Source organism: Phenylobacterium koreense (assembly GCF_040545335.1).
In the GTDB taxonomy this organism is placed as follows: Bacteria; Pseudomonadota; Alphaproteobacteria; order Caulobacterales; family Caulobacteraceae; genus Phenylobacterium; species Phenylobacterium koreense.
In genome coordinates, this window is sequence record NZ_JBEPLU010000001.1 from 316,544 (window position 1) to 333,838 (window position 17,295).

The following is a 17,295-nucleotide window of genomic DNA, read 5'->3' on the forward strand; positions in this document are numbered from 1 at the left end:
GACACCAGGCTCTGGCGATGACCCGCCTCGCCGCGGTCACCGGCGCCACCGGCTTCCTCGGCCGCCATGTGGTGCGCCATCTTGCCAAGGCCGGCTGGCGTGTCCGCATCCTCGCCCGCAAGGACCCGATCCATCCGCTCTGGCGGGACATCGAGCCCGAGGTGGTGATCGGCGACCTCGCCGATGACGCCGCCCTCGACCGCCTGTGCGCCGGCGCCGACCTCGTGGTCCACCTGGCCGGCCTCACCAAGGCCTGGACCCCGCAGGCGTTCCACACGGTCAATACCGAGGGCGCCCGCCGCCTGGCCCAGCGCACCACCGGCCGGATGCTGCTGGTCTCCAGCCTGGCCGCCCGCGAGCCGACCCTCTCCGACTACGCCGCCACCAAGCGCGCGGGCGAGGAAGCGGCCCGAGTCGTGCTCGGCGACCGACTCGGCGTCGTCCGCCCGCCGGCCCTCTATGGCCCCGGCGACCCGGAGACCCTGCCGCTCTTCAAGCTGGCGGCCAAGAGCCCGGTCCTGCCGCTGCTCGATCGGCAGGCCAGCATCACCCTGATGCACGTGGAGGACGCAGCGCGACAGATTGTCGCCTTGGCCGCGCAGGAGCCCCCGTTCACTGTCGCTCTTTCGGATGCGCGTCCGTACGGCTACGGTTGGCGCGACATCATGCAGACGGCCGCCGACGTTTTCGGCGCCTCACCGATTTACCTTAGAATTCCGGGTTTTATGCTGAACATCGCCGCCGCCTTCGGCGCACTGGCGCCGCGTTCCGGCCACGCTCCGATGGTCACGTCCGGCAAGGTTCGGGAGATCCGCCACCGCGACTGGGCCATCCGCCCGGAGGAACAGCCCTATCTGCTGCCCAAACCGCATTTCGATCTGCGTTCGGGCTTCCTACATAGCGTGCACGGCTACGTCGCAAGTGGCGTCAACTTTGGCAGTTTAACGACACCTCTAAAAAAAGGTACAGCAGGCCCACTCGGCGAACGGCGCCAAACATGCGACGATCACGGATGATCGTTCGAGGGGGACGCATCAAGAACTCATGGATTTGATCTCTGACCCCACCGTCAACCAGGTGGCGCGAGCCGCCGAGACGGTCCTAGGTCGCAGCGTGCATGTCACTGCGGCGTCCGACATTTCACGCGACCTGGCGGTCGACTCCCTCGCGCTTATGAACATCGTCATGGAGCTTGAGGATCACTTCGACATCTCGATCCCCATCGATCGGCTGAGCGAAGTCCAAACCGTGGGCGACCTGTCGTCCCTTATTGACACCATCCGAAACAAGGCTTGAGCAATGGCCCTGCTCGACAGGCACGCCGCGCAGCGCGGTGCGTATGAGGCGATCCGTAACGCGTCCGCTGACCCCTTCAGCGTTCGCTTCGATTCCGTGACCTCTCCGACCGAAGGCGTGATCGAGGGGCGCAGGACGATCCTCCTGGGCACCAACAACTATCTCGGCCTGACCTTCGATCCCGACTGTATCGAGGACTCCGTGCGCGCGGTGCGCGAGCGCGGCACCGGCACCACGGGTTCGCGGATCGCCAACGGCAGCTATGACGGCCACGTGGCCCTCGAAAAGGCGCTGGGCGAATACTACGGCCGCAAGCATTCGATGGTCTTCACCACCGGCTACCAGGCCAATCTTGGCCTGCTGTCGACCTTGGTGGGCCGCGACGACCACCTGATTCTCGACGCCGACAGCCACGCCAGCATCTATGACGGCGCGCGCATGGGTCAGGCCGAGGTCACTCGCTTCCGCCACAACGACCCGGAAGACCTCTACAAGCGCCTGCGCCGCCTGAAGGACACGCCCGGCGAGAAGCTGGTCGTGGTCGAAGGCATCTATTCAATGCTCGGCGACGTCGCTCCGCTGAAGGAGATGGTCGCCGTGAAGAAGGAGATGGGCGCCTATCTCCTCGTGGACGAAGCCCACTCCATGGGCGTGCTTGGCGCCAATGGCCGCGGCCTGGCCGAGGAAGTCGGCGTCGAGGAAGACGTCGACATCATCGTCGGCACCTTCTCCAAGAGCCTCGGCTCGGTCGGCGGCTTCGTGGTTTCCGACCTTCCGAACTTCGAGGTCATGCGCGTCGTCTGCCGGCCGTACATGTTCACCGCCTCGCTGCCGCCGGCGGTGGTCGCCTCGACCCTGACCTCCCTGCGCAAGCTGCAGGAAACGCCGGCCCTGCGCCACAAGCTGCACGCCAACGCCCGCCATCTCTACGAGGGCCTGCAGAACCTGGGCTTCCAGACCGGCCCGAACTGCAGCCCGATCGTCGCCATCACCATGCCCGACCAGGTCAGCGCCGTGATGATGTGGAACGCCCTGCTGCAGAACGGCGTCTACCTGAACCTCGCCCTGCCGCCGGCCACCCCGGACAGCCGCCCGCTGCTCCGCTCCAGCATCAGCGCCGCCCACACGCCCGAACAGATCGCCGAGGTTCTGGCCACGGTCGAACGCGTCGCCCGCGAACTCGGCGTCCTGGCCGAACCCAAGCGCGCCGCCATCGCGTAGGAAGAACCTCTCTCCCTCCCCTTCTTGGAGGGAGAAGTCCTACCTCTCCGCCTCCTGCCGCGCCCGTCGCGCCTGCCACAGCCGCCAGGCCATCCCCGGCGCGGCCAGGATTACGTGCCGCTCGCGCCACGGCGTCAGCGGCACCGGCAGGCCGGTATGCCGCTCGATCTTCCAGGCCGCATAGCGCGCGGCCCCCTCGAAGGTGAAGGCCGCCTTGATAAGCCGCGTCACGTTCAGCGGCTTGCCCAGCGCCCGCCGCAGCCGCCAGGCGCGGCCCGCCCGCGCCCGTTCGCCCCGCGCCATCTGCGGCCGCAGCCGGCCGGCCGCCAGCGCCTCGTAGCAGATCCCGGCGCCAGCCCACGCCGCCGGCAGGATCGCTTCGTACCGGCCCGGCGCGACCGCCAGGATCTGCGCCTCGCGCCCCTTCGGCTCCACCCGCAGTTCGGCCGCATAGGTCTGGCGGAACAGCGCCGTCCAGTAGTCCGCCGCGGTTCCCTCCCTCGGTCCGACCACCGCGGCGAACCTGGCCGCCGTCATCGCCGCCTGGGCCACCGCCGCCCGCACCGCCTGCGCCCGCGTCTCATCCGCCGCCCAGATCAGCGCGCAGGGCTGGACGAAGCGGGTCCAGATCGTGGTGTCCGCCCCCTGCCCGGTCACCGCCCGCTCGAACTGCGCCAGGGTCATGGAGGCGACCTTGGCCCGGTGGACCCGGCCGCCGTGCTCGAACTCGTGATAGCTGACGTCCGGCCAGATCACCCGCCCCGCCAGGCCCCGCAGCCCGGGCCGCGGCCGGTCGGTTAGGACATAGAAGTCCATCACCCCGTCTAGGTCGCCGGTCCGCAGCACCGATCCGTAGAACAGCACCGCGCCGGCGTGCGCGAACCGCCGCGCCATCTCCGCGCCCATCGCGCGGGCGTGCTCGGGCGCGGCCTGATCCAGCTCGGCCGCCACCAGGGCGTCCAGCGCGCCGGTCATGGTGCCGAACTCATGGCGCCAAAAACCTCAGCGTCGGGCCCTTGCGCACGATCACCTCGCCGCCGGGAAAGATCTCGCCATCGACGATGACCGGGTCGGCGCTGGCCACCGACAGCCGCTCGGCCGCGCGCCGCCGATAGCCGTTGCGCTCCAGCCACGCTGGCTTCTTCCCGGCCAGGATCGGCGGAATGGCCAGGGCCAGCTTCGAGGGCGGCGCGTCCACGTCCAGCACCTTCATCTCGTCGGTCGGCGGCCCGAACGGCTTCAGCCCGAACGGCAGCCGCTTCAGGGTCGTCGCCATCAGCACGAAACGCGCCCCGTTGCGGAACGGCTCGTCGTCCAGCCGCGCATCCACCTTCACGCCCTGCCGCCAGACGTCGCGCGCGCCGCCGAACAGCGCCCCCGTGGCCGCTCCGGCGATGGTCATCCCCACCGCCAGGCTATGATAGGCGCCCATCCGATGCACCGACTGGGCCATCTGCGTCGCCTTGACGAAGGCCCCCATGCCGAAGACGAAGCCGCGCACCGGCGCCCGCCCGCCATCGGCCCAGGTGATCTCCAGCGGCGAGCGGAACTTGTAGGCCGGCTCGGGCTCACGCGCCTTGCGCAGCGCCGCCTCCAGGCTCCATCCGCCCTTCGCGCCCAGGTCCAGGGCCAGGATGTTGGTCTTGCCCGAAGGCAGGATCGCCAGGGTCGGCATGACCTCGCCATAGGCCGCCGGCAGGGCGCTCAGCACCTCACGTACGGTCCCGTCGCCGCCGTCGACGACGATCAGGTCCACGCCGTCCGCGGCGAAGTCGCGCAGGTCGCGGGCCAGGGCCGCCGGCGTCATCGGCTCGACCTGGCGCACGCCGTCGGGGCCGTCCGCCGGCGTCGCGCCACGGTTGCCGTGGCTGCGCGGGTTGCGGATCACCCCGACCGATTTCAACGCGAGAGCCACGAGGTGACCTGCCCGCGCGGCGTCATCAGGCCCTGCAGCACCTGGCCGACATGGACCAGCAGCGAAAGGCCCGTCCAGGCCGCCACGGCGACCAGTCCGACGTCCGGCCGCCCGGCCAGGCTCGCCAGGGTCAGGATGATCAGGTTCGGGTTCCGCCGGGCGGTGATCAGCCGGAAGAAGCTGTCGAACGGCCGCCAGGCGTGCATCTCCACCTTGAACAGCGCCAGGAAGATCCCCTCCAACACCCGCTGGAGGACATAGCCGCCGACGATCACCGCCAGGATCAGCTCCGGCTGGCTCACCGGACGGGCGCCCGCCTGCACGCCCACCAGCCAGGCCCACCACCAGAACGGCGGGTGGATCAGGTCGATGCCGTGATCGAAGACGTTGCCGATCTTCGACGAGGTCAGGGTCACCCGAGCCAGCTTGCCGTCCACCGTGTCGAGGAAGGTCATGATCCAGGCGCAGACCAGCCCCCAGCCGAAATGCCCCGTCCAGAACAGGTAGAAGGCCGCCAGCACCAGCAGGAAGCCGATGAAGGTCACTTGGTTCGGGGTCATCTTCGCCAGGGCGCACCAGCGCGTCACCACCCGCGCGGGCGGCGGCCAGACGTACTTGGTGACGATGTCGGTCACGCCCTTGTACGAGCCCTGGAACAGCCGCTTCTCCACCGCCGCGCGGTTGTCGGCGGTCAGCCGCACCAGCACCGGCGGCTCGCGCTTGCGCAGCGCGCTGTTATAGGCCGAGCCCAGCTCCAGCGGCCCCAGCCGCGCATACTCTTCGGGCGCGACGGCTCCCAGGCTCTCGCCCTGCTCCAGCCGCGCCAGCGCCCGGGCCATCGGCTCGCCTCGACCGTGCATGGCCACCGGTGTCCCGGCCTCGTCGGTCAGGATCACGTCCGGCCGCTCGGCCAGCGCCTTGATCAGGGATTCGTCGAACACCCAGCCGGCGTCGGCCACAATCACCCCGCGCGCAGGATCGGGCGCGCCGCTGGCGCCGAGGCCCAGCCGCTGATAGATGCGCTCCAGGCGATCGGCGGGGCTCATGCCCCAGATGCGCGCCTGCGCCGTCCCGACCACGATGGCGCTGGGGGCCACTGCTGCTTTCGTCAATTCCGCCAACTGTGCTGATTATATGGAACTGATAATCAGCTTCGCAGTCCCTCGCTAGAAACCATCGCCGCCTTGCCGCTCTTTCGCCTTGCGCACCTGACCGACCCGCACCTGCAGCCGCCGGCGAACGCCCTGCAGCGCGGCGATCTATTCTCCAAGCGCGCATTGAGCGCTTTCGCCTGGCGACGCAAGGGCGCGGAACATCAGCCGCAGGTCTTGCAGGCTCTGACCGACGACATCGGCGCCTATCATCCCGACCATGTCGCCCTCACCGGCGACATCATCAACTTCGCCGCCCCGGCCGAGTTCGCCGCCGCCCGCGCCTGGCTGCAATCCCTGGGCGATCCGCGGAATATCACCGTCAGCCCCGGCAACCACGACGCCCTGGTCGCCAAGGGCGCGCCCGAGCGTTTCGCCCCCTGGCGCGAGTGGCTGGGCGACGAGGAGCAGCCGGCCTTCCCTACCCTGCGCCGCCGCGGCCCGGTCGCGATCATCAACGTCAGTTCGGCGATCCCCACCGCCCCCTGGCTCGCCACCGGCCGTGTGGGCGCAGATCAGCTCGCGGCCCTCGACCGCCTGCTGAGCTCGTTGGACGGCCAGGACCTTTTCCGCCTGCTGCTCATCCACCACCCGCCCGCGCCCGGCGTGGTCAGCAAGCGCAAGTCGCTGGAGGACGGCGAGGCGTTCCGCGCGGTCATCAAGGCCCGCGGCGTCGACCTCATCCTCCACGGCCACGGTCACGAGCCGGCGGTCAGCAGGATCGACGGCCCCTCCGGCCCGATCCCCGTCCTCGGCGCGCCCTCGGCCTCGGCCAGCCTCGACGGCCACCACACCCCGGCCCGCTGGCACGCCATCGAGCTCGACGGCCACGCCATCCGCGTCACCGCCCGCGGCCTCGCCCCCAGCGGCCGCTTCGAAGACCTCGGCGCCTACCGGCTGGTTTGAAACTTGCGACGGACAGATCCTCCCCCGGCCGGGAAGGATCTAATTCAGATACCGCATCCTGATCGTGATCCTGTTGTCTCCGCCGACCACCGGGAACCGCACGCTCCGGAACGGCGGCAGGCCCACCCGGGTCGGGGCGTCGTTGGAAAAGCCGAAGCCCTCGGTCGGCATCCCCAGCCCGTTGCGGTTGAAATCCTGGTCGCCGTTGGCGTCGTGATAGATCGCCACCGCGTAATGCCCGGCCTTGGGCAGGTTGAAGCAGACCCTCGTGGTCGGAGCCTGGGCGCTCACCCGCACCCGCGCCAGCTTGCCCTTGGGAGCCAGGAAGCGAGCGGCCTCGTCCGGATAGACCGTCACCGCCACCTGCCCCTGCGCGGCCCGCACCCCGTTCACCTGCACGTGCAGCCGCACGTCGGTCGCGCTCCCCTCGCAAGCCTCGGCGAAAGCTGGCCCTGCGCCCAGCAATCCGGTCGCGGCGAACGTCAGCAGGCCGGTTCGTGCTTTCATGAAATTCCCCGACTCCCTATGTTGCGCCCCGCGGCGAGTTCGCGCCGGAACACAGGCTGCTGGATGAGCAACGAGACCGCCCGTAACTTCGGCTATCCCGCCACCACCGTGGCCGAAACCGATCGCTGGCTGGTGCTCGTCCGTCCCAAGCAGCCGACCTTCGGCTCCCTGGTGCTGGTCTGCAAGGACGAGGCCCGCGCCTTTTCCGATCTCGGCCCCGAGGCCTTCGCCGACCTCCAGGTCGCCGTCCGCGGGATCGAGCGCCTGCTGCGCGCCAGGGTCGGCTACGAAAAGATCAACTATCTCATGCTGATGATGGTCGATCCTGACGTGCACTTCCATGTCGTTCCGCGCTACGAAGGCGCGCGCGAATACGGCGGCGTTTCCTTCCCGGACGCCGGCTGGCCCGGTCCGCCGGCTCTGGCCGCCGCCGTCGAACTCGGCCCCGACATGTTGGCCGACCTGACGCAGAGCCTCCGCCGCGACTGGTCGGCCGCTTGATGCGCCTGCTGCTGATCGATCGCTATGTGCTGCGCCTCACCGCCGGTCCGATGATCGGCTGCCTGGCCGTGACCCTGGTCGCCCTTCTGCTGGAGCGCGCCCTGCGTCTGCTCGACCTCCTGTCCCAGAGCGCCGAGCGCTTCGGCTATGTGGTCCAGCTCACCGGCCAGCTCGTGCCGCACTATCTGGGCCTGGCCCTGCCGGTGGCCTTCTTCGTGGCCCTGTTCATCGTCATCACCCGGCTCAGCGACGGGTCGGAGACCGACGCCCTGCTGGCCAGCGGCTTTTCCCTGACCCGGCTCGCCGCGCCGTTCGTGGCCATGGGCGTGGCGCTGATGGTGCTCAGCCTGATCGTCTTCGGCTACGCCCAGCCCTACAGCCGCTACGCCTATCGGGCGATCATGCACAGCGCCGCCACCGCCGGCTGGAACGGCCAGATCCAGGCCGGGGCCTTCGTCACCGACCAGAACGTCACCATGACCGCCGACCAGGCCGACGTGAAAGGCCAGCGGCTCGAGCGCCTGTTCATCCGCCGGCTCTCGCCCGAGGGCCGCGAGGAGACCATCACCGCCCAGGCCGCCGACCTGACCATCTCGCCCGATGGCGCCACCGTCACCCTGAACCTGCGCAACGGCCGCCGGGTGATCCAGACCGCGGCCGGCGGCTACGACATCCTGCAGTTCGAGTCCTTCGTCACCGAGGCGCCGCTGGCCGGCTCCCAGGCCCTGCTGCGCGCCCGCGGCGGCGACGAGCGCGAGCTCACCCTCACCGAGCTCGCCCAGGCCGCCAAGTCGAAGAACAGCCTGATTCCCGCCGCCACCCTGAAGGCCGAGCTCTACGGCCGCCTGGCGCGGGCGGCCTTCCTGCCGTTCCTGCCGCTGATCGCCTTCCCGCTCGGCCTGGCGGCCAAGCGCGGCCGGCGCGGCGCGGGCCTGGTCTTCGCCGGCGTCCTGCTGCTCGCCTTCCAGCACTCGCTGCAGTTCGGCCAGGGCCTGGCCGAGGGCGGCCGCGTCTCGCCGCTGATGGCCATCGGCCTGCCCTTCGCGCTGTTCACCGGCTTTGGCGTCTGGATGTTCCTCGGCAGCCGCGACCGGCCGGGCGACACCCCGATCAGCCGCATGGTCGGCTCGATCAGCGAGGCCTTCGACCGGATGCGCTCCATGGTCTCGGGGGCGCGCGCCGCATGAAGACCCTGCGCGGCTACGTCACCCGCATCGTCGCCACCCGCATCATCGGCGCGGCCGCCATCCTGCTCGCCGTCCTGCAGATTCTCGATCTGCTCGACGTCACCACCGAGATCATCGACCGCGGCCTGGGCGCGGCCGGCGTCCTGCACTACGCCACCCTGCGCCTGCCGCGCCTCCTGGAGCAGGTGCTGCCACTCAGCGTCCTGGCCGGCGGCCTTTTCGCCTTCGCCCAGCTCGCCCGCGAGAGCGCGGTGATCGCCATGCGCTCGACCGGTGTCTCGGTCTATCGCCTGATCGGCATCGTCGCCCCGGTCGCCCTTTGCGTCGCGGTCCTCGACTACGTCACCGTCGAGGTCGTCGCCCCGCGCACCGACCCGGCCCTGGAAACCTGGTGGGCGCAGACCGCGCCGGCCAGCGACAAACCGGCCGCCGTCCGTTCGTTCCGCGCCGGCGCCGATCTGGTCTTCGCCGCCCCGGGCGACGAGGCCGGCCGCGCCCTCTCCGACGTGCGCATCTACCGCCGCGACGCCGAAGGCCGGATCACCGAGCGCATCGAGGCCCCCCGCGCCGTCTACCAGGACCGCCAGTGGCGGCTGCAACAGCCGCGGATGGTCCGCTTCACCGCCGACGAGGCCATGATCTCCACGGCCCAGCAGCTCGCCTGGGACACGCGGCTGCGCCCGGCCGACGTCCAGGTGCTGCTCTCGCCCGACCAGGCCCCCAGCGCCGCCAACGCCCGCCGCGCCCTCGCCGGCGGCGGCGCCGAGCGCCCGGCCAGCTTCTACGCCATGCGCCTGCAACAAGCCCTGGCCGGCCCGCTGTCGGCCGTGGTCATGATGCTGCTCACCGTTCCCGTGGCCCTGGGCAACTTCCGCAACCGCGAGGGGGCGGTGCTCACCACCTCGGCCCTGGCCGCTGGCCTCGTCTTCCTGGTCGCCGACGGCCTCTTGGTGGCGCTCGGCGAAGGCGGCATGCTCAGCCCGATCCTGGCCGCCTGGACCGCCCCGCTGGTGTTCGTGGCCCTGGCCGTGACGGTCCTGCTTCGGATGGAAGGATAATCCCGTGACCTCCCGCTCCGGCGGCCCGGTGACCGTGACCGAGGTCAGGTCGAAGTCCGAGCTCGCCCGCTTCATCCGCGTGCCAATGGACCTGAATCGGCATGATCCCAACTGGATCGCGCCGCTGATCAGCGAGCGCCAGGCCGCCCTCAGCGCCGGCTCCAACCCGTTCTTCGAGCACGCCGACGTCCAGTACTGGATCGCCAGCCGCGGCGGCCGCGACGTCGGCCGCATCAGCGCCCAGATCGACGCCCTGGCGCCGTTGGTTCACGACGCCCATCCCGGCCACTTCGGCATGATCGCCGCCGAAGACGACCCCGAGGTCTTCGCCGCCCTCTTCGCCGCCGCCGAGGCCTGGCTGAGGAAGCGCGGCTGCGAGCAGGCCATGGGCCCCTTCAACCTCTCGGTCAACGAAGAGGTCGGCCTGCTGGTCGACGGCTTCGACACCCCGCCCATGGTGCTGATGGGCCACGACCCGGCCTATGCCGGCCCGCGCATCGAAGAGCAGGGCTACGCCAAGATCCGGGACCTGTACGCCTATATCTGCCACACCAGCGACGACCTGCCGCCGTCGATCCTCAAGCGTGTCCGCCGTGGCCCGGCCGAGGGCGTCACCCTGCGCATGCTCGAGATGAGCCGCTACGACGCCGAGGTCATCGCCCTGACCGAGATCCTCAACGACGCCTGGAGCAACAACTGGGGCTTCACCCCCACTACCGAGGCCGAGACCGCCCAGCTCGCCAAGTCGCTGCGGCCGGTGATCGACAAGCGCCTGGTCTGGTTCGCCGAGATCGACGGCGACATCGCCGGCTTCATCGCCGTCCTGCCCAATGTGAACGAGGCCATCGCCGACCTGGACGGCAAGCTCCTGCCCTTCGGCTGGGCCAAGCTGCTCTGGCGGCTGAAGGTCTCCGGCGTGAAGACCGCCCGCGTCCCGCTGATGGGCGTCAAGCGCAAGTACGCGGGCGGCATGCGCGGCCAGCTCATGCCCTTCCAGCTCATCGACGCCGCCGCCCAACAGGCCCGCGCCCTCGGCTACGAGCGTTTCGAGCTATCCTGGGTGCTCGAGGACAATCTCCCCATGCGCCGCATCGCCGAAACCATCGGCGCCCCTGCCTACAAGACCTATCGCGTCTACCAGAAGGATCTGGCGTGACCGCCTTCACCGCCCTCGTCCTGGCCGGCTCGCGCGGCGAGCCCGACGCGCTCACCGCCTATGCTGGAGTCTCGCACAAGGGCCTGATCGAGCTCTCCGGCCGCACCCTCCTGGAGCGGGTCGTCACCGCCCTCTCCGACGCTGGCGCCAGCCACATCGGTGTCTCCACCGCCGACGCCGCCATCGCCGACCTCCTTGGCAAGATCAAGGTCGCCGCAACTATCGAGGCTCTGCCGGCCTCGCCCAGTCCCAGCCTCAGCGTCCGCCAGGGCGCCGAGGCCCTCGGCCTGCCGGTGCTGGTCACCACCGTCGACCACGCCCTCCTGCAGCCCGAATGGGTGATCCGCTTCCTGGCCGACGTCCCTGAGCAAACCGATGTCGCCGCCCTGCTCGCCCCCGAAGCCGCTGTCCACGCCGCAGCTCCCGAGACCCAGCGCAGCTACATGCGCTTCGCCGACGGCCGCTATTCCGGCTGCAACCTCTTCTACCTGCGCAACGCCCGCGCCCTGAACGTGATCGACCTCTGGCGGCGGATCGAGTCCTACCGCAAGCAGCCCTGGAAGATCGCCGCCATGCTCGGCCCCGGCATGCTGCTCGGCTATCTGATGGGCCGCCTCACCCTGGACCAGGCCGTCGCCCGCCTCGGCGCCAAGGCCGGCGTCACCGCCACCGCCGTCCGCACCCCCTACGGCCTCGCCGCCGTAGACGTAGACAAGCCCGCCGACCTCGACCTCGTCCGCCAGATCGCAGGCTGATCCTCTCCCGGCTAAACCGCCAACTCCCTTCTCCCCTTGCGGGAGAAGGTGGCCCGCGCAGCGGGTCGGATGAGGGGCTACGCGCCCCAGCACCCAGACGATTGGGAAGCCGAACCTCAGCTCCCGCTCATCAATCCGCCTCCGGCGGCCACCTTCTCCCACGAGGGGAGAAGGATAAGCCCCTACTTCGCCACGCTCGCCGGAGGCGGCGCCGCGAACGGCTTGATGTTCAGGTGCTGGTAGATCTCGGCCGGGTAGTAGGCCACCCCGCCGACCATGGTCATGCGCACCTTGCGGATGTCGCTGATGTTCTTGGTCGGATCGCCGTCGACCAGGATGAAGTCGGCCAGCTTGCCGCGCTCGATCGAGCCCAGCGAGGCCTCGCGGCCGAAGTAGGTCTCCGCGTCCAGGGTCGCCAGCCGCAGGGTCTTGCCGGGCGAGATGCCGGCCTTCACGTAGAGCTCGAGCTCGCGCAGCAGCGAGAAGCCGGTGCCGTCGTCGGTGCTGGGCAGCAGTTGGACGCCCTTGTCATCCAGCATCTTCAGCACTTCCAGCACCTTGGCGAAGCCGCTGTGGTAGTCGGCGTCCTGCTGTGGGCTGTCGATGGTCACGAAGTTGCGCTTGCGATAGCGCTGGTAGCCGATCGGCACGTGCGACAGGTAGGGCGCGTCGCCCTCCTGCACCTGGCCCGACCGCGACAGCATCAGCCGCTCGAGGATCATCGCCGTGGTGTCCAGGGCGATTTTCTTCTGCTGCATCAGGGCGACGGTCTGCTGCACCCGCGGCGAGGCGAGGTCCAGCGAGCCGGCGCGCGCCATGCCGGTCAGGCGTAGCGGGGTGCGGGTGTCTTCGGTGGGGTCGAGGATCCAGCCCAGCATGAGCTGGTTGATATGGGCGATGTCGTTGTAGCCGTCCTTGATCACCCGGTCGGGCGAAGAGAAGGCCGGGACGTGGCCGGTGACTCCCATGCTCAGCCGGTGCGCCTCGGCGGCGATCGGCGCGACCCAGTCGGGGTTCATCGAGTTGTAGATCTTGATCTGCCAGTAGCCGCGGTCGGCGTACCAGCGCACGTCCTTCAGCGCGTCGTCCAGGCTGTCGGCGATGAAGCCGTGGCGCGCCGAATAGGGGCTGCGGCCTTCGAGGAAGCCGTTGCGCACGATCCGCGGCCCGGCCAGCTTGCCGGTCTCCAGCCCGTCCAGCCAGCCCAGCAGCTCTTCGTTGTAGTTCCCCTGGTCGCGGGTCGCCGTGACGCCCGCCGCCAGGTTGAAGAGGTTCGACGACAGCGAGGTGTGCGAGTGCATGTCGTGCAGGCCGGGGACCAGCGTCCCGCCCTGGCCGTCGATCACCGCCTCGCCGGCCGGCGAGGCCAGCGCGCCCTCCTGCGGCTCGACGCCGGTGATCTTGTCCTTGAAGACGACCACGGTCGAAAGGCCGCCGACCGTCATGGTCTTGGGATCGAACACCCGGACGTTGCGGATGCGGACCGGCGTCTCGAACCGGTGGGCCAGCTTGGCCTGCGCGTCCATCGCCTCCTGCAGCTCGATCTCCTGGCTGACCTTCTGCAGCGCCGGCACGTTACCTTCCGCGCCTTCGCGGATCAGGCTGCCGCTCAGGGTGCCGAACAGTTCGCCCTTGGCGTCGATCAGCACATGGCTGGGCGACATGTCGATGCCCGACAGCTCATAGACCGTGACCGGGATCGCCTTCGCGCCCTCGCCCAGGGTCAGTTTGCGCACTTCCTTCAGGCGCATCTCGCCGGCCGGCGCCAACGGCAGGGTGTGGTTCGGGGCTTTCAGCAGCGCCTTCACATAGACGCCCAGCATCCACGGGCTGGCGTCGTTGGCCGCATAGAGGATCGGCCGCGAGGCCGCGATCTGGCCCTTGTCGGCCTGGCTGGTCCACTCGGCCTTGCCCGCCGCCCAGGTGAAGCGCTCCTGCACCGGGCTGCCGAACAGCGAGGAACCGTCGATCGACCAGCTCACCGGCATGCCCGAGGCGTCGAACGCGATCGTCTCCTTGGCCTTGGGGCCGCGGCCGTTGTTGCTGACGGCGTAGTCGACGGTGGCGCTCTTGGCCTGCACGTCGGCGGTCAGGTGGCCGACCTTCTCGCCATTGGCGATCACCACGAACTTCTGGACCTCGGCCGCCGCAGGACCGACGAGCCCGGCCGCAAGGCTGAGGGCGAGCAATGAGACGCGAGCTGAAATCATCGGGCTAAGCTTTTCATTTAGAGCAAAAAATTCCCTTCTCCCGGGGAGAAGGACAAGTCCGGCGCGCCCCGCCACCTACGGCCGGACGAACTTGCGCACGGCCTCGCTCAGCGCGGTGTGGTTGGCCGGATCGGTGAACACCGAGTGGCCGCCGTCGAAGAAGGCCGCGGTCAGTTGCGCGCTCGGCACGCCGGCCTGGTCGAGGGCGTAGCGCGCGCCATAGGGCGGGGTGGTGATGTCGTAATAGCCCGCCGCCCAGAACAGCCGCAGCTTCGGATTGGCCTGCATGGCCTTGCCGATATAGCCGTTGACGTCGGCCATGCCCTCGTAATCCCAGGCCGAATTCACATCGAGATTCAGCGAGTTGTAGGTCTCCGCGGTGCGGAACTTCAGGTCGCGCCTGTAGTAGGACTCCAGCGCGTTCATCCCCTCGGCGATCTTCAGCGCCCCGGTCGGCGCCGGGCCCGGCGGCCGCGGCGCGGCGTAGTTCATCCCCGGGTCGTCATAGGGCGGTCGCTTGGCCGGTGCGTCCAGTCGCGCCGTCGCCCGGCCGTCGAGCTGGCCGGTGCGCAGGCCCTGGTCCTTCAGCAGGTTGAACATGAAGTCCTCGCGGCGCAGCCGCAGGTCCTTGGAGAGGATGAAGTCCGCCGGCAGCCCGATCAGCGCCGACATCTTCTCGGCGATCTGACGCTTTCTTTCCGCCGGCAGGCTCGCGCCCTGGATCAAGGCGTTGACGTATTCCGTCCGCGCGAACTCGACCGCCTCGTCGTGCACCTGCTGCACGCTGCGGCCGGCGCGGTCCATCTTCTGGTGATACCAGGCCGTCGTCGCAAAGGTCGGCAGGCTGGTCACATAGGGCATTTCGCGCCCCGACGGATTGCCCACCAGCGCGAACAGCAGGATGCCGTCGAGCTTCAGGTCGTCGCCGATCTTGGTGATCATCGCCGCCCGCGTGGTGCCGTAGCTCTGGCCGAGCATGTAGCGCGGCGAGGCCTCGCGCCCGTTGGCCTTCAGCCAGTCGAGCATCACGGTCTTCACCTCCTGGGCGTCGCCGGTGCGGCTCCAGAAGATCTTGCCGTCGACACCCGGGAACGGCCGGCTGTAGCCGGTGCCGATCGGATCGATGAACACCAGGTCCGTGGCGTCGAGGATGCTGTCGGGATTGTCGACCATCACCTGGTTCGGCCCGTCCTCGGTGCGCTTCTTCGGACCGAACGCGCCGAAGTGCAGCGGCGTAGTCGAGGCGCCCGGCCCGCCGTTGAACAGGAAGAGGACCGGCCGGCCTGCGTCCTTCTTGTCGGTCCGCACATAGGACGTGGTGACGACCGAACCGGTCGGCGCGCCCTTCTCGTCGGTCAGGAAGGTCTCGGCGACGATCGCCTTGTAGGCGACCTTCTGGCCGTGGAAGACGCCCGAATGCTGCGTCACCGCGACGACCGGCGCCCGGCTCGCGGTCAACGGCGCCGCGGGCTGGGCCAGGGCCGCCGTCCCCGGCGCTGCGGCCAGCACGGCCCCGGCCATCAGAAGCGCGCGTAACATCATGGTCTCTCTCCCGACGCGGGCCGGCGACGAGTCCGCATGACGTCGCGCATAAATCGTTCCCCGGGCCTTGGACGAAACGATAGCGGCGCCGGACAGAAATTCTTTTCGAACTCACCCCCCCGGACATCAAGCCGCACATGGCCTAGTCGCGTTTGTGGGGGACGGCCGATAGCTTATGCCGATTGCCGATAGGCTGCCGATAGGCTGCCGATAGCGCCAATTCGTCGGGCATAGGGTTGAGCTCTCCTCCGCATCCGCCGCATGGACCATGCAGGGCTCCGCTTTGGCGATGCATAAACCGGCCCGGCGCGCCCCCCGCTTCCGGCGAGATCGACAAGATAATGCACGGATCGGCGCTTAACCTGACGATAGAGCCGTATCATGGAGTTCCCGCGTGCGTTTGAAGACTGCCGCCGCCGCCCTCGTCCTGCTCGTCGGGACGGCGCCCCTCGCCCACGCCCGGAACGCCCCGGCGGCGCTTGAGCAGGCGGCCCCGATCGCCTTCGCCACGCATCACTCCGGAACCTTCAACGGCCAGAAAATCAAATACTTGGCGACGGTCGGCGAGACGATCGTGAACAACGACGAGGGCGAGCCGGTCGTCCGCTTCGTCACCACCTCCTACGTCCGCGAGGGCGTGAAGGACCAGGCCTCGCGCCCGGTGATCTTCCTGTTCAACGGCGGCCCCTCGACCGCCTCGGCCTGGCTGCGCATGGGCGCCTTCGGTCCGCGCCGCATCTCCGCGCCGCAGGACCCAAAGGCCGAAATCCCCAAGCCTTACAAGGTCGTAGACAACACCTACACCGTCCTCGACGTCGCCGACCTGGTGTTCATCGACCCGCCCGAGACCGGCTTCAGCCGCGTCCTGCCGGCCGGCAAGCGCGCGGATTTCTACGAGGTCGACGGCGACGCCGCCGCCGTCTCGCGCTTCGTCGAGACCTGGCTCAAGGCCAACGGCCGCGAGGCCTCGCCGAAGTATCTGCTGGCCGAAAGCTACGGCACCCTGCGCGCGACGGTGATGGCCGGCGACCTGGCGAAGACCATGCCCCTCGACGGGGTGATGCTGTTCGGCCAGGCGGTGAACATGATCGAGACCAGCCAGCGGCCGGGCAATCCGATCTCGTTCGCGACCAACATCACGGCCCTGGCCGCCATCGCCGCCTATCACGGCCGAGCGGACACCCAGGGCAAGCCGATCGCCGAGTTCGTGGACGAGGCCTACGCCTTCGGCATGGGCGAGTACCTGCAGGCCCTGGTGAAGGGCAACGAACTCCCCGCGGCCGAGCGCCAGCGCATCGCCCAGCGCCTGCAGGCGTTCACCGGGATCAGCGCCGACTACTACCTGGCGCACGACCTGATCATCTCGAAGGTCGACTTCGTGAAGGAGCTGCTGAAGGACCAGGGCCAGGTGCTGGGCATGTACGACGCTCGCTACGCCGGCCCGGCCGCCGCGCCCGGCCAGCGGCCCACCGACCCGTTCGGTAAGGTCTCGGACATGGTCGAGCCCGCGCTGAAGGAGCACCTGGCCAAGGACCTGGGGGTCACCCTGCCCGCCAGCGACTACCGGATGGCCGCGCCCGACACCCGCAACTGGGACTGGTCGCCGACCAGCGGCATCGGCGGCCCGTTCAACGACTTTGATTATCAAGCCAATTTCGCCGCCGCCCTGAAGGCCAAGCCGGACTTCCGGCTGATGATCGGCACCGGCCTCTACGACACGACGACCACGGTCGGCCCGGCCCGCTACCTGAAGGCCAAGGGCGTCCTGCCGCCCGACCGCGTGCAACTGCGCCAGTACGAGGGTGGGCACATGTCCTACACCAACGAGGATGCGCTCAAGGCCATGACCAGCGACGTCCGGGCCTTCGTGACGGGGCGCTAAGCGCCCCG

16 protein-coding genes are annotated in these 17,295 nt (G+C 69.3%); 10 read left to right on the top strand and 6 right to left on the bottom strand.

Annotated elements, in window-relative coordinates:
* The first annotated feature begins 17 nt into the window (after window positions 1-17).
* From ABID41_RS01590 to spt, 3 genes are read left to right on the top strand one after another with little or no spacing between them, the layout of a single operon-like run.
* Window positions 18-1,016, top strand: coding sequence for an NAD-dependent epimerase/dehydratase family protein (locus ABID41_RS01590; protein ID WP_331928566.1), 999 nt, complete (start codon window positions 18-20; stop codon window positions 1,014-1,016).
* 28 nt (window positions 1,017-1,044) lie between these two features.
* Complete coding sequence (locus ABID41_RS01595; RefSeq protein ID WP_331928568.1) at window positions 1,045-1,296, top strand: acyl carrier protein; 252 nt, start codon at window positions 1,045-1,047, stop codon at window positions 1,294-1,296.
* Between the two features lie 3 nt (window positions 1,297-1,299).
* A complete protein-coding gene (gene spt / locus ABID41_RS01600) occupies window positions 1,300-2,517 on the top strand; it encodes a serine palmitoyltransferase (RefSeq protein ID WP_331928570.1) in 1,218 nt (405 codons plus the stop codon).
* A gap of 39 nt (window positions 2,518-2,556) precedes the next feature.
* On the opposite strand, the gene ABID41_RS01605 is transcribed toward spt, so the two are convergent.
* From ABID41_RS01605 to ABID41_RS01615, 3 genes are read right to left on the bottom strand one after another with little or no spacing between them, the layout of a single operon-like run.
* Window positions 2,557-3,492 (bottom strand): hypothetical protein, encoded by a 936-nt coding sequence (locus ABID41_RS01605; RefSeq protein WP_354297080.1) that lies wholly within the window; start codon window positions 3,490-3,492, stop codon window positions 2,557-2,559.
* Between the two features lie 10 nt (window positions 3,493-3,502).
* A complete protein-coding gene (locus ABID41_RS01610; RefSeq protein WP_354297082.1) occupies window positions 3,503-4,432 on the bottom strand; it encodes a diacylglycerol/lipid kinase family protein in 930 nt (309 codons plus the stop codon).
* Window positions 4,417-5,478, bottom strand: a complete 1,062-nt coding sequence (locus tag ABID41_RS01615) for a CDP-alcohol phosphatidyltransferase family protein (RefSeq protein ID WP_331932196.1) — start codon at window positions 5,476-5,478, stop codon at window positions 4,417-4,419. Before ABID41_RS01615 ends, ABID41_RS01610 begins: the two co-directional genes overlap by 16 nt.
* A 138-nt stretch (window positions 5,479-5,616) precedes the next feature.
* Between ABID41_RS01615 and ABID41_RS01620 the strand changes: the two genes are divergently transcribed.
* Window positions 5,617-6,489 carry a metallophosphoesterase family protein gene (locus ABID41_RS01620; RefSeq protein WP_331932192.1) on the top strand — a complete coding sequence of 291 codons (873 nt, stop codon included), beginning with the start codon at window positions 5,617-5,619 and terminating at the stop codon, window positions 6,487-6,489.
* 39 nt (window positions 6,490-6,528) lie between these two features.
* Here the strand turns inward: ABID41_RS01620 and ABID41_RS01625 are convergent, their stop codons facing one another.
* Window positions 6,529-6,996, bottom strand: a complete 468-nt coding sequence (locus ABID41_RS01625; protein ID WP_331932193.1) for a DUF2141 domain-containing protein — start codon at window positions 6,994-6,996, stop codon at window positions 6,529-6,531.
* A 63-nt stretch (window positions 6,997-7,059) separates the two neighbouring features.
* On the opposite strand from ABID41_RS01625, the gene ABID41_RS01630 reads away from it, so the two are divergent.
* From ABID41_RS01630 to ABID41_RS01650, 5 genes are read left to right on the top strand one after another with little or no spacing between them, the layout of a single operon-like run.
* Entirely contained in the window at window positions 7,060-7,497 is a 438-nt protein-coding gene (locus tag ABID41_RS01630) for an HIT family protein (RefSeq protein WP_331932194.1), read from the top strand.
* A complete protein-coding gene (locus ABID41_RS01635; RefSeq protein WP_354297085.1) occupies window positions 7,497-8,684 on the top strand; it encodes an LptF/LptG family permease in 1,188 nt (395 codons plus the stop codon). Before ABID41_RS01630 ends, ABID41_RS01635 begins: the two co-directional genes overlap by 1 nt.
* On the top strand, window positions 8,681-9,742 hold the full coding sequence (locus ABID41_RS01640; protein WP_354297087.1) for an LptF/LptG family permease: 1,062 nt from the start codon (window positions 8,681-8,683) through the stop codon (window positions 9,740-9,742). The genes ABID41_RS01635 and ABID41_RS01640 overlap by 4 nt, the downstream gene beginning before the upstream one ends.
* 4 nt (window positions 9,743-9,746) lie before the next feature.
* On the top strand, window positions 9,747-10,898 hold the full coding sequence (locus tag ABID41_RS01645; RefSeq protein WP_331927654.1) for a GNAT family N-acetyltransferase: 1,152 nt from the start codon (window positions 9,747-9,749) through the stop codon (window positions 10,896-10,898).
* Window positions 10,895-11,653: a nucleotidyltransferase family protein gene (locus ABID41_RS01650; RefSeq protein WP_331927653.1), complete on the top strand. Its 759-nt coding sequence runs from the start codon at window positions 10,895-10,897 to the stop codon at window positions 11,651-11,653. Before ABID41_RS01645 ends, ABID41_RS01650 begins: the two co-directional genes overlap by 4 nt.
* Window positions 11,654-11,835: 182 nt before the next feature.
* Here ABID41_RS01650 and ABID41_RS01655 read toward each other — a convergent pair whose 3' ends face one another.
* Entirely contained in the window at window positions 11,836-13,863 is a 2,028-nt protein-coding gene (locus ABID41_RS01655) for an amidohydrolase family protein (protein WP_354297090.1), read from the bottom strand.
* Window positions 13,864-13,938: 75 nt separating this feature from the next.
* Window positions 13,939-15,405: a S10 family peptidase gene (locus tag ABID41_RS01660; RefSeq protein ID WP_354297092.1), complete on the bottom strand. Its 1,467-nt coding sequence runs from the start codon at window positions 15,403-15,405 to the stop codon at window positions 13,939-13,941.
* A gap of 394 nt (window positions 15,406-15,799) precedes the next feature.
* Here ABID41_RS01660 and ABID41_RS01665 point away from each other — a divergent pair, with 394 nt between their 5' ends.
* Window positions 15,800-17,287, top strand: a complete 1,488-nt coding sequence (locus tag ABID41_RS01665) for a S10 family peptidase (protein WP_331932889.1) — start codon at window positions 15,800-15,802, stop codon at window positions 17,285-17,287.
* The last annotated feature ends 8 nt before the right edge of the window (window positions 17,288-17,295 follow it).

Excerpts from the sequence above, each read along its gene's own strand:
- ABID41_RS01590 (WP_331928566.1), top strand. The coding sequence starts at position 18 with ATGACCCGCCTCGCCGCGGTCACCGGCGCCACCGGCTTCCTCGGCCGC.
- ABID41_RS01595 (WP_331928568.1), top strand. The coding sequence starts at position 1,045 with ATGGATTTGATCTCTGACCCCACCGTCAACCAGGTGGCGCGAGCCGCC.
- spt (WP_331928570.1), top strand. The coding sequence starts at position 1,300 with ATGGCCCTGCTCGACAGGCACGCCGCGCAGCGCGGTGCGTATGAGGCG.
- ABID41_RS01605 (WP_354297080.1), bottom strand. The coding sequence starts at position 3,492 with ATGACCGGCGCGCTGGACGCCCTGGTGGCGGCCGAGCTGGATCAGGCC.
- ABID41_RS01615 (WP_331932196.1), bottom strand. The coding sequence starts at position 5,478 with ATGAGCCCCGCCGATCGCCTGGAGCGCATCTATCAGCGGCTGGGCCTC.
- ABID41_RS01625 (WP_331932193.1), bottom strand. The coding sequence starts at position 6,996 with ATGAAAGCACGAACCGGCCTGCTGACGTTCGCCGCGACCGGATTGCTG.
- ABID41_RS01630 (WP_331932194.1), top strand. The coding sequence starts at position 7,060 with ATGAGCAACGAGACCGCCCGTAACTTCGGCTATCCCGCCACCACCGTG.
- ABID41_RS01635 (WP_354297085.1), top strand. The coding sequence starts at position 7,497 with ATGCGCCTGCTGCTGATCGATCGCTATGTGCTGCGCCTCACCGCCGGT.
- ABID41_RS01640 (WP_354297087.1), top strand. The coding sequence starts at position 8,681 with ATGAAGACCCTGCGCGGCTACGTCACCCGCATCGTCGCCACCCGCATC.
- ABID41_RS01655 (WP_354297090.1), bottom strand. The coding sequence starts at position 13,863 with ATGATTTCAGCTCGCGTCTCATTGCTCGCCCTCAGCCTTGCGGCCGGG.
- ABID41_RS01660 (WP_354297092.1), bottom strand. The coding sequence starts at position 15,405 with ATGATGTTACGCGCGCTTCTGATGGCCGGGGCCGTGCTGGCCGCAGCG.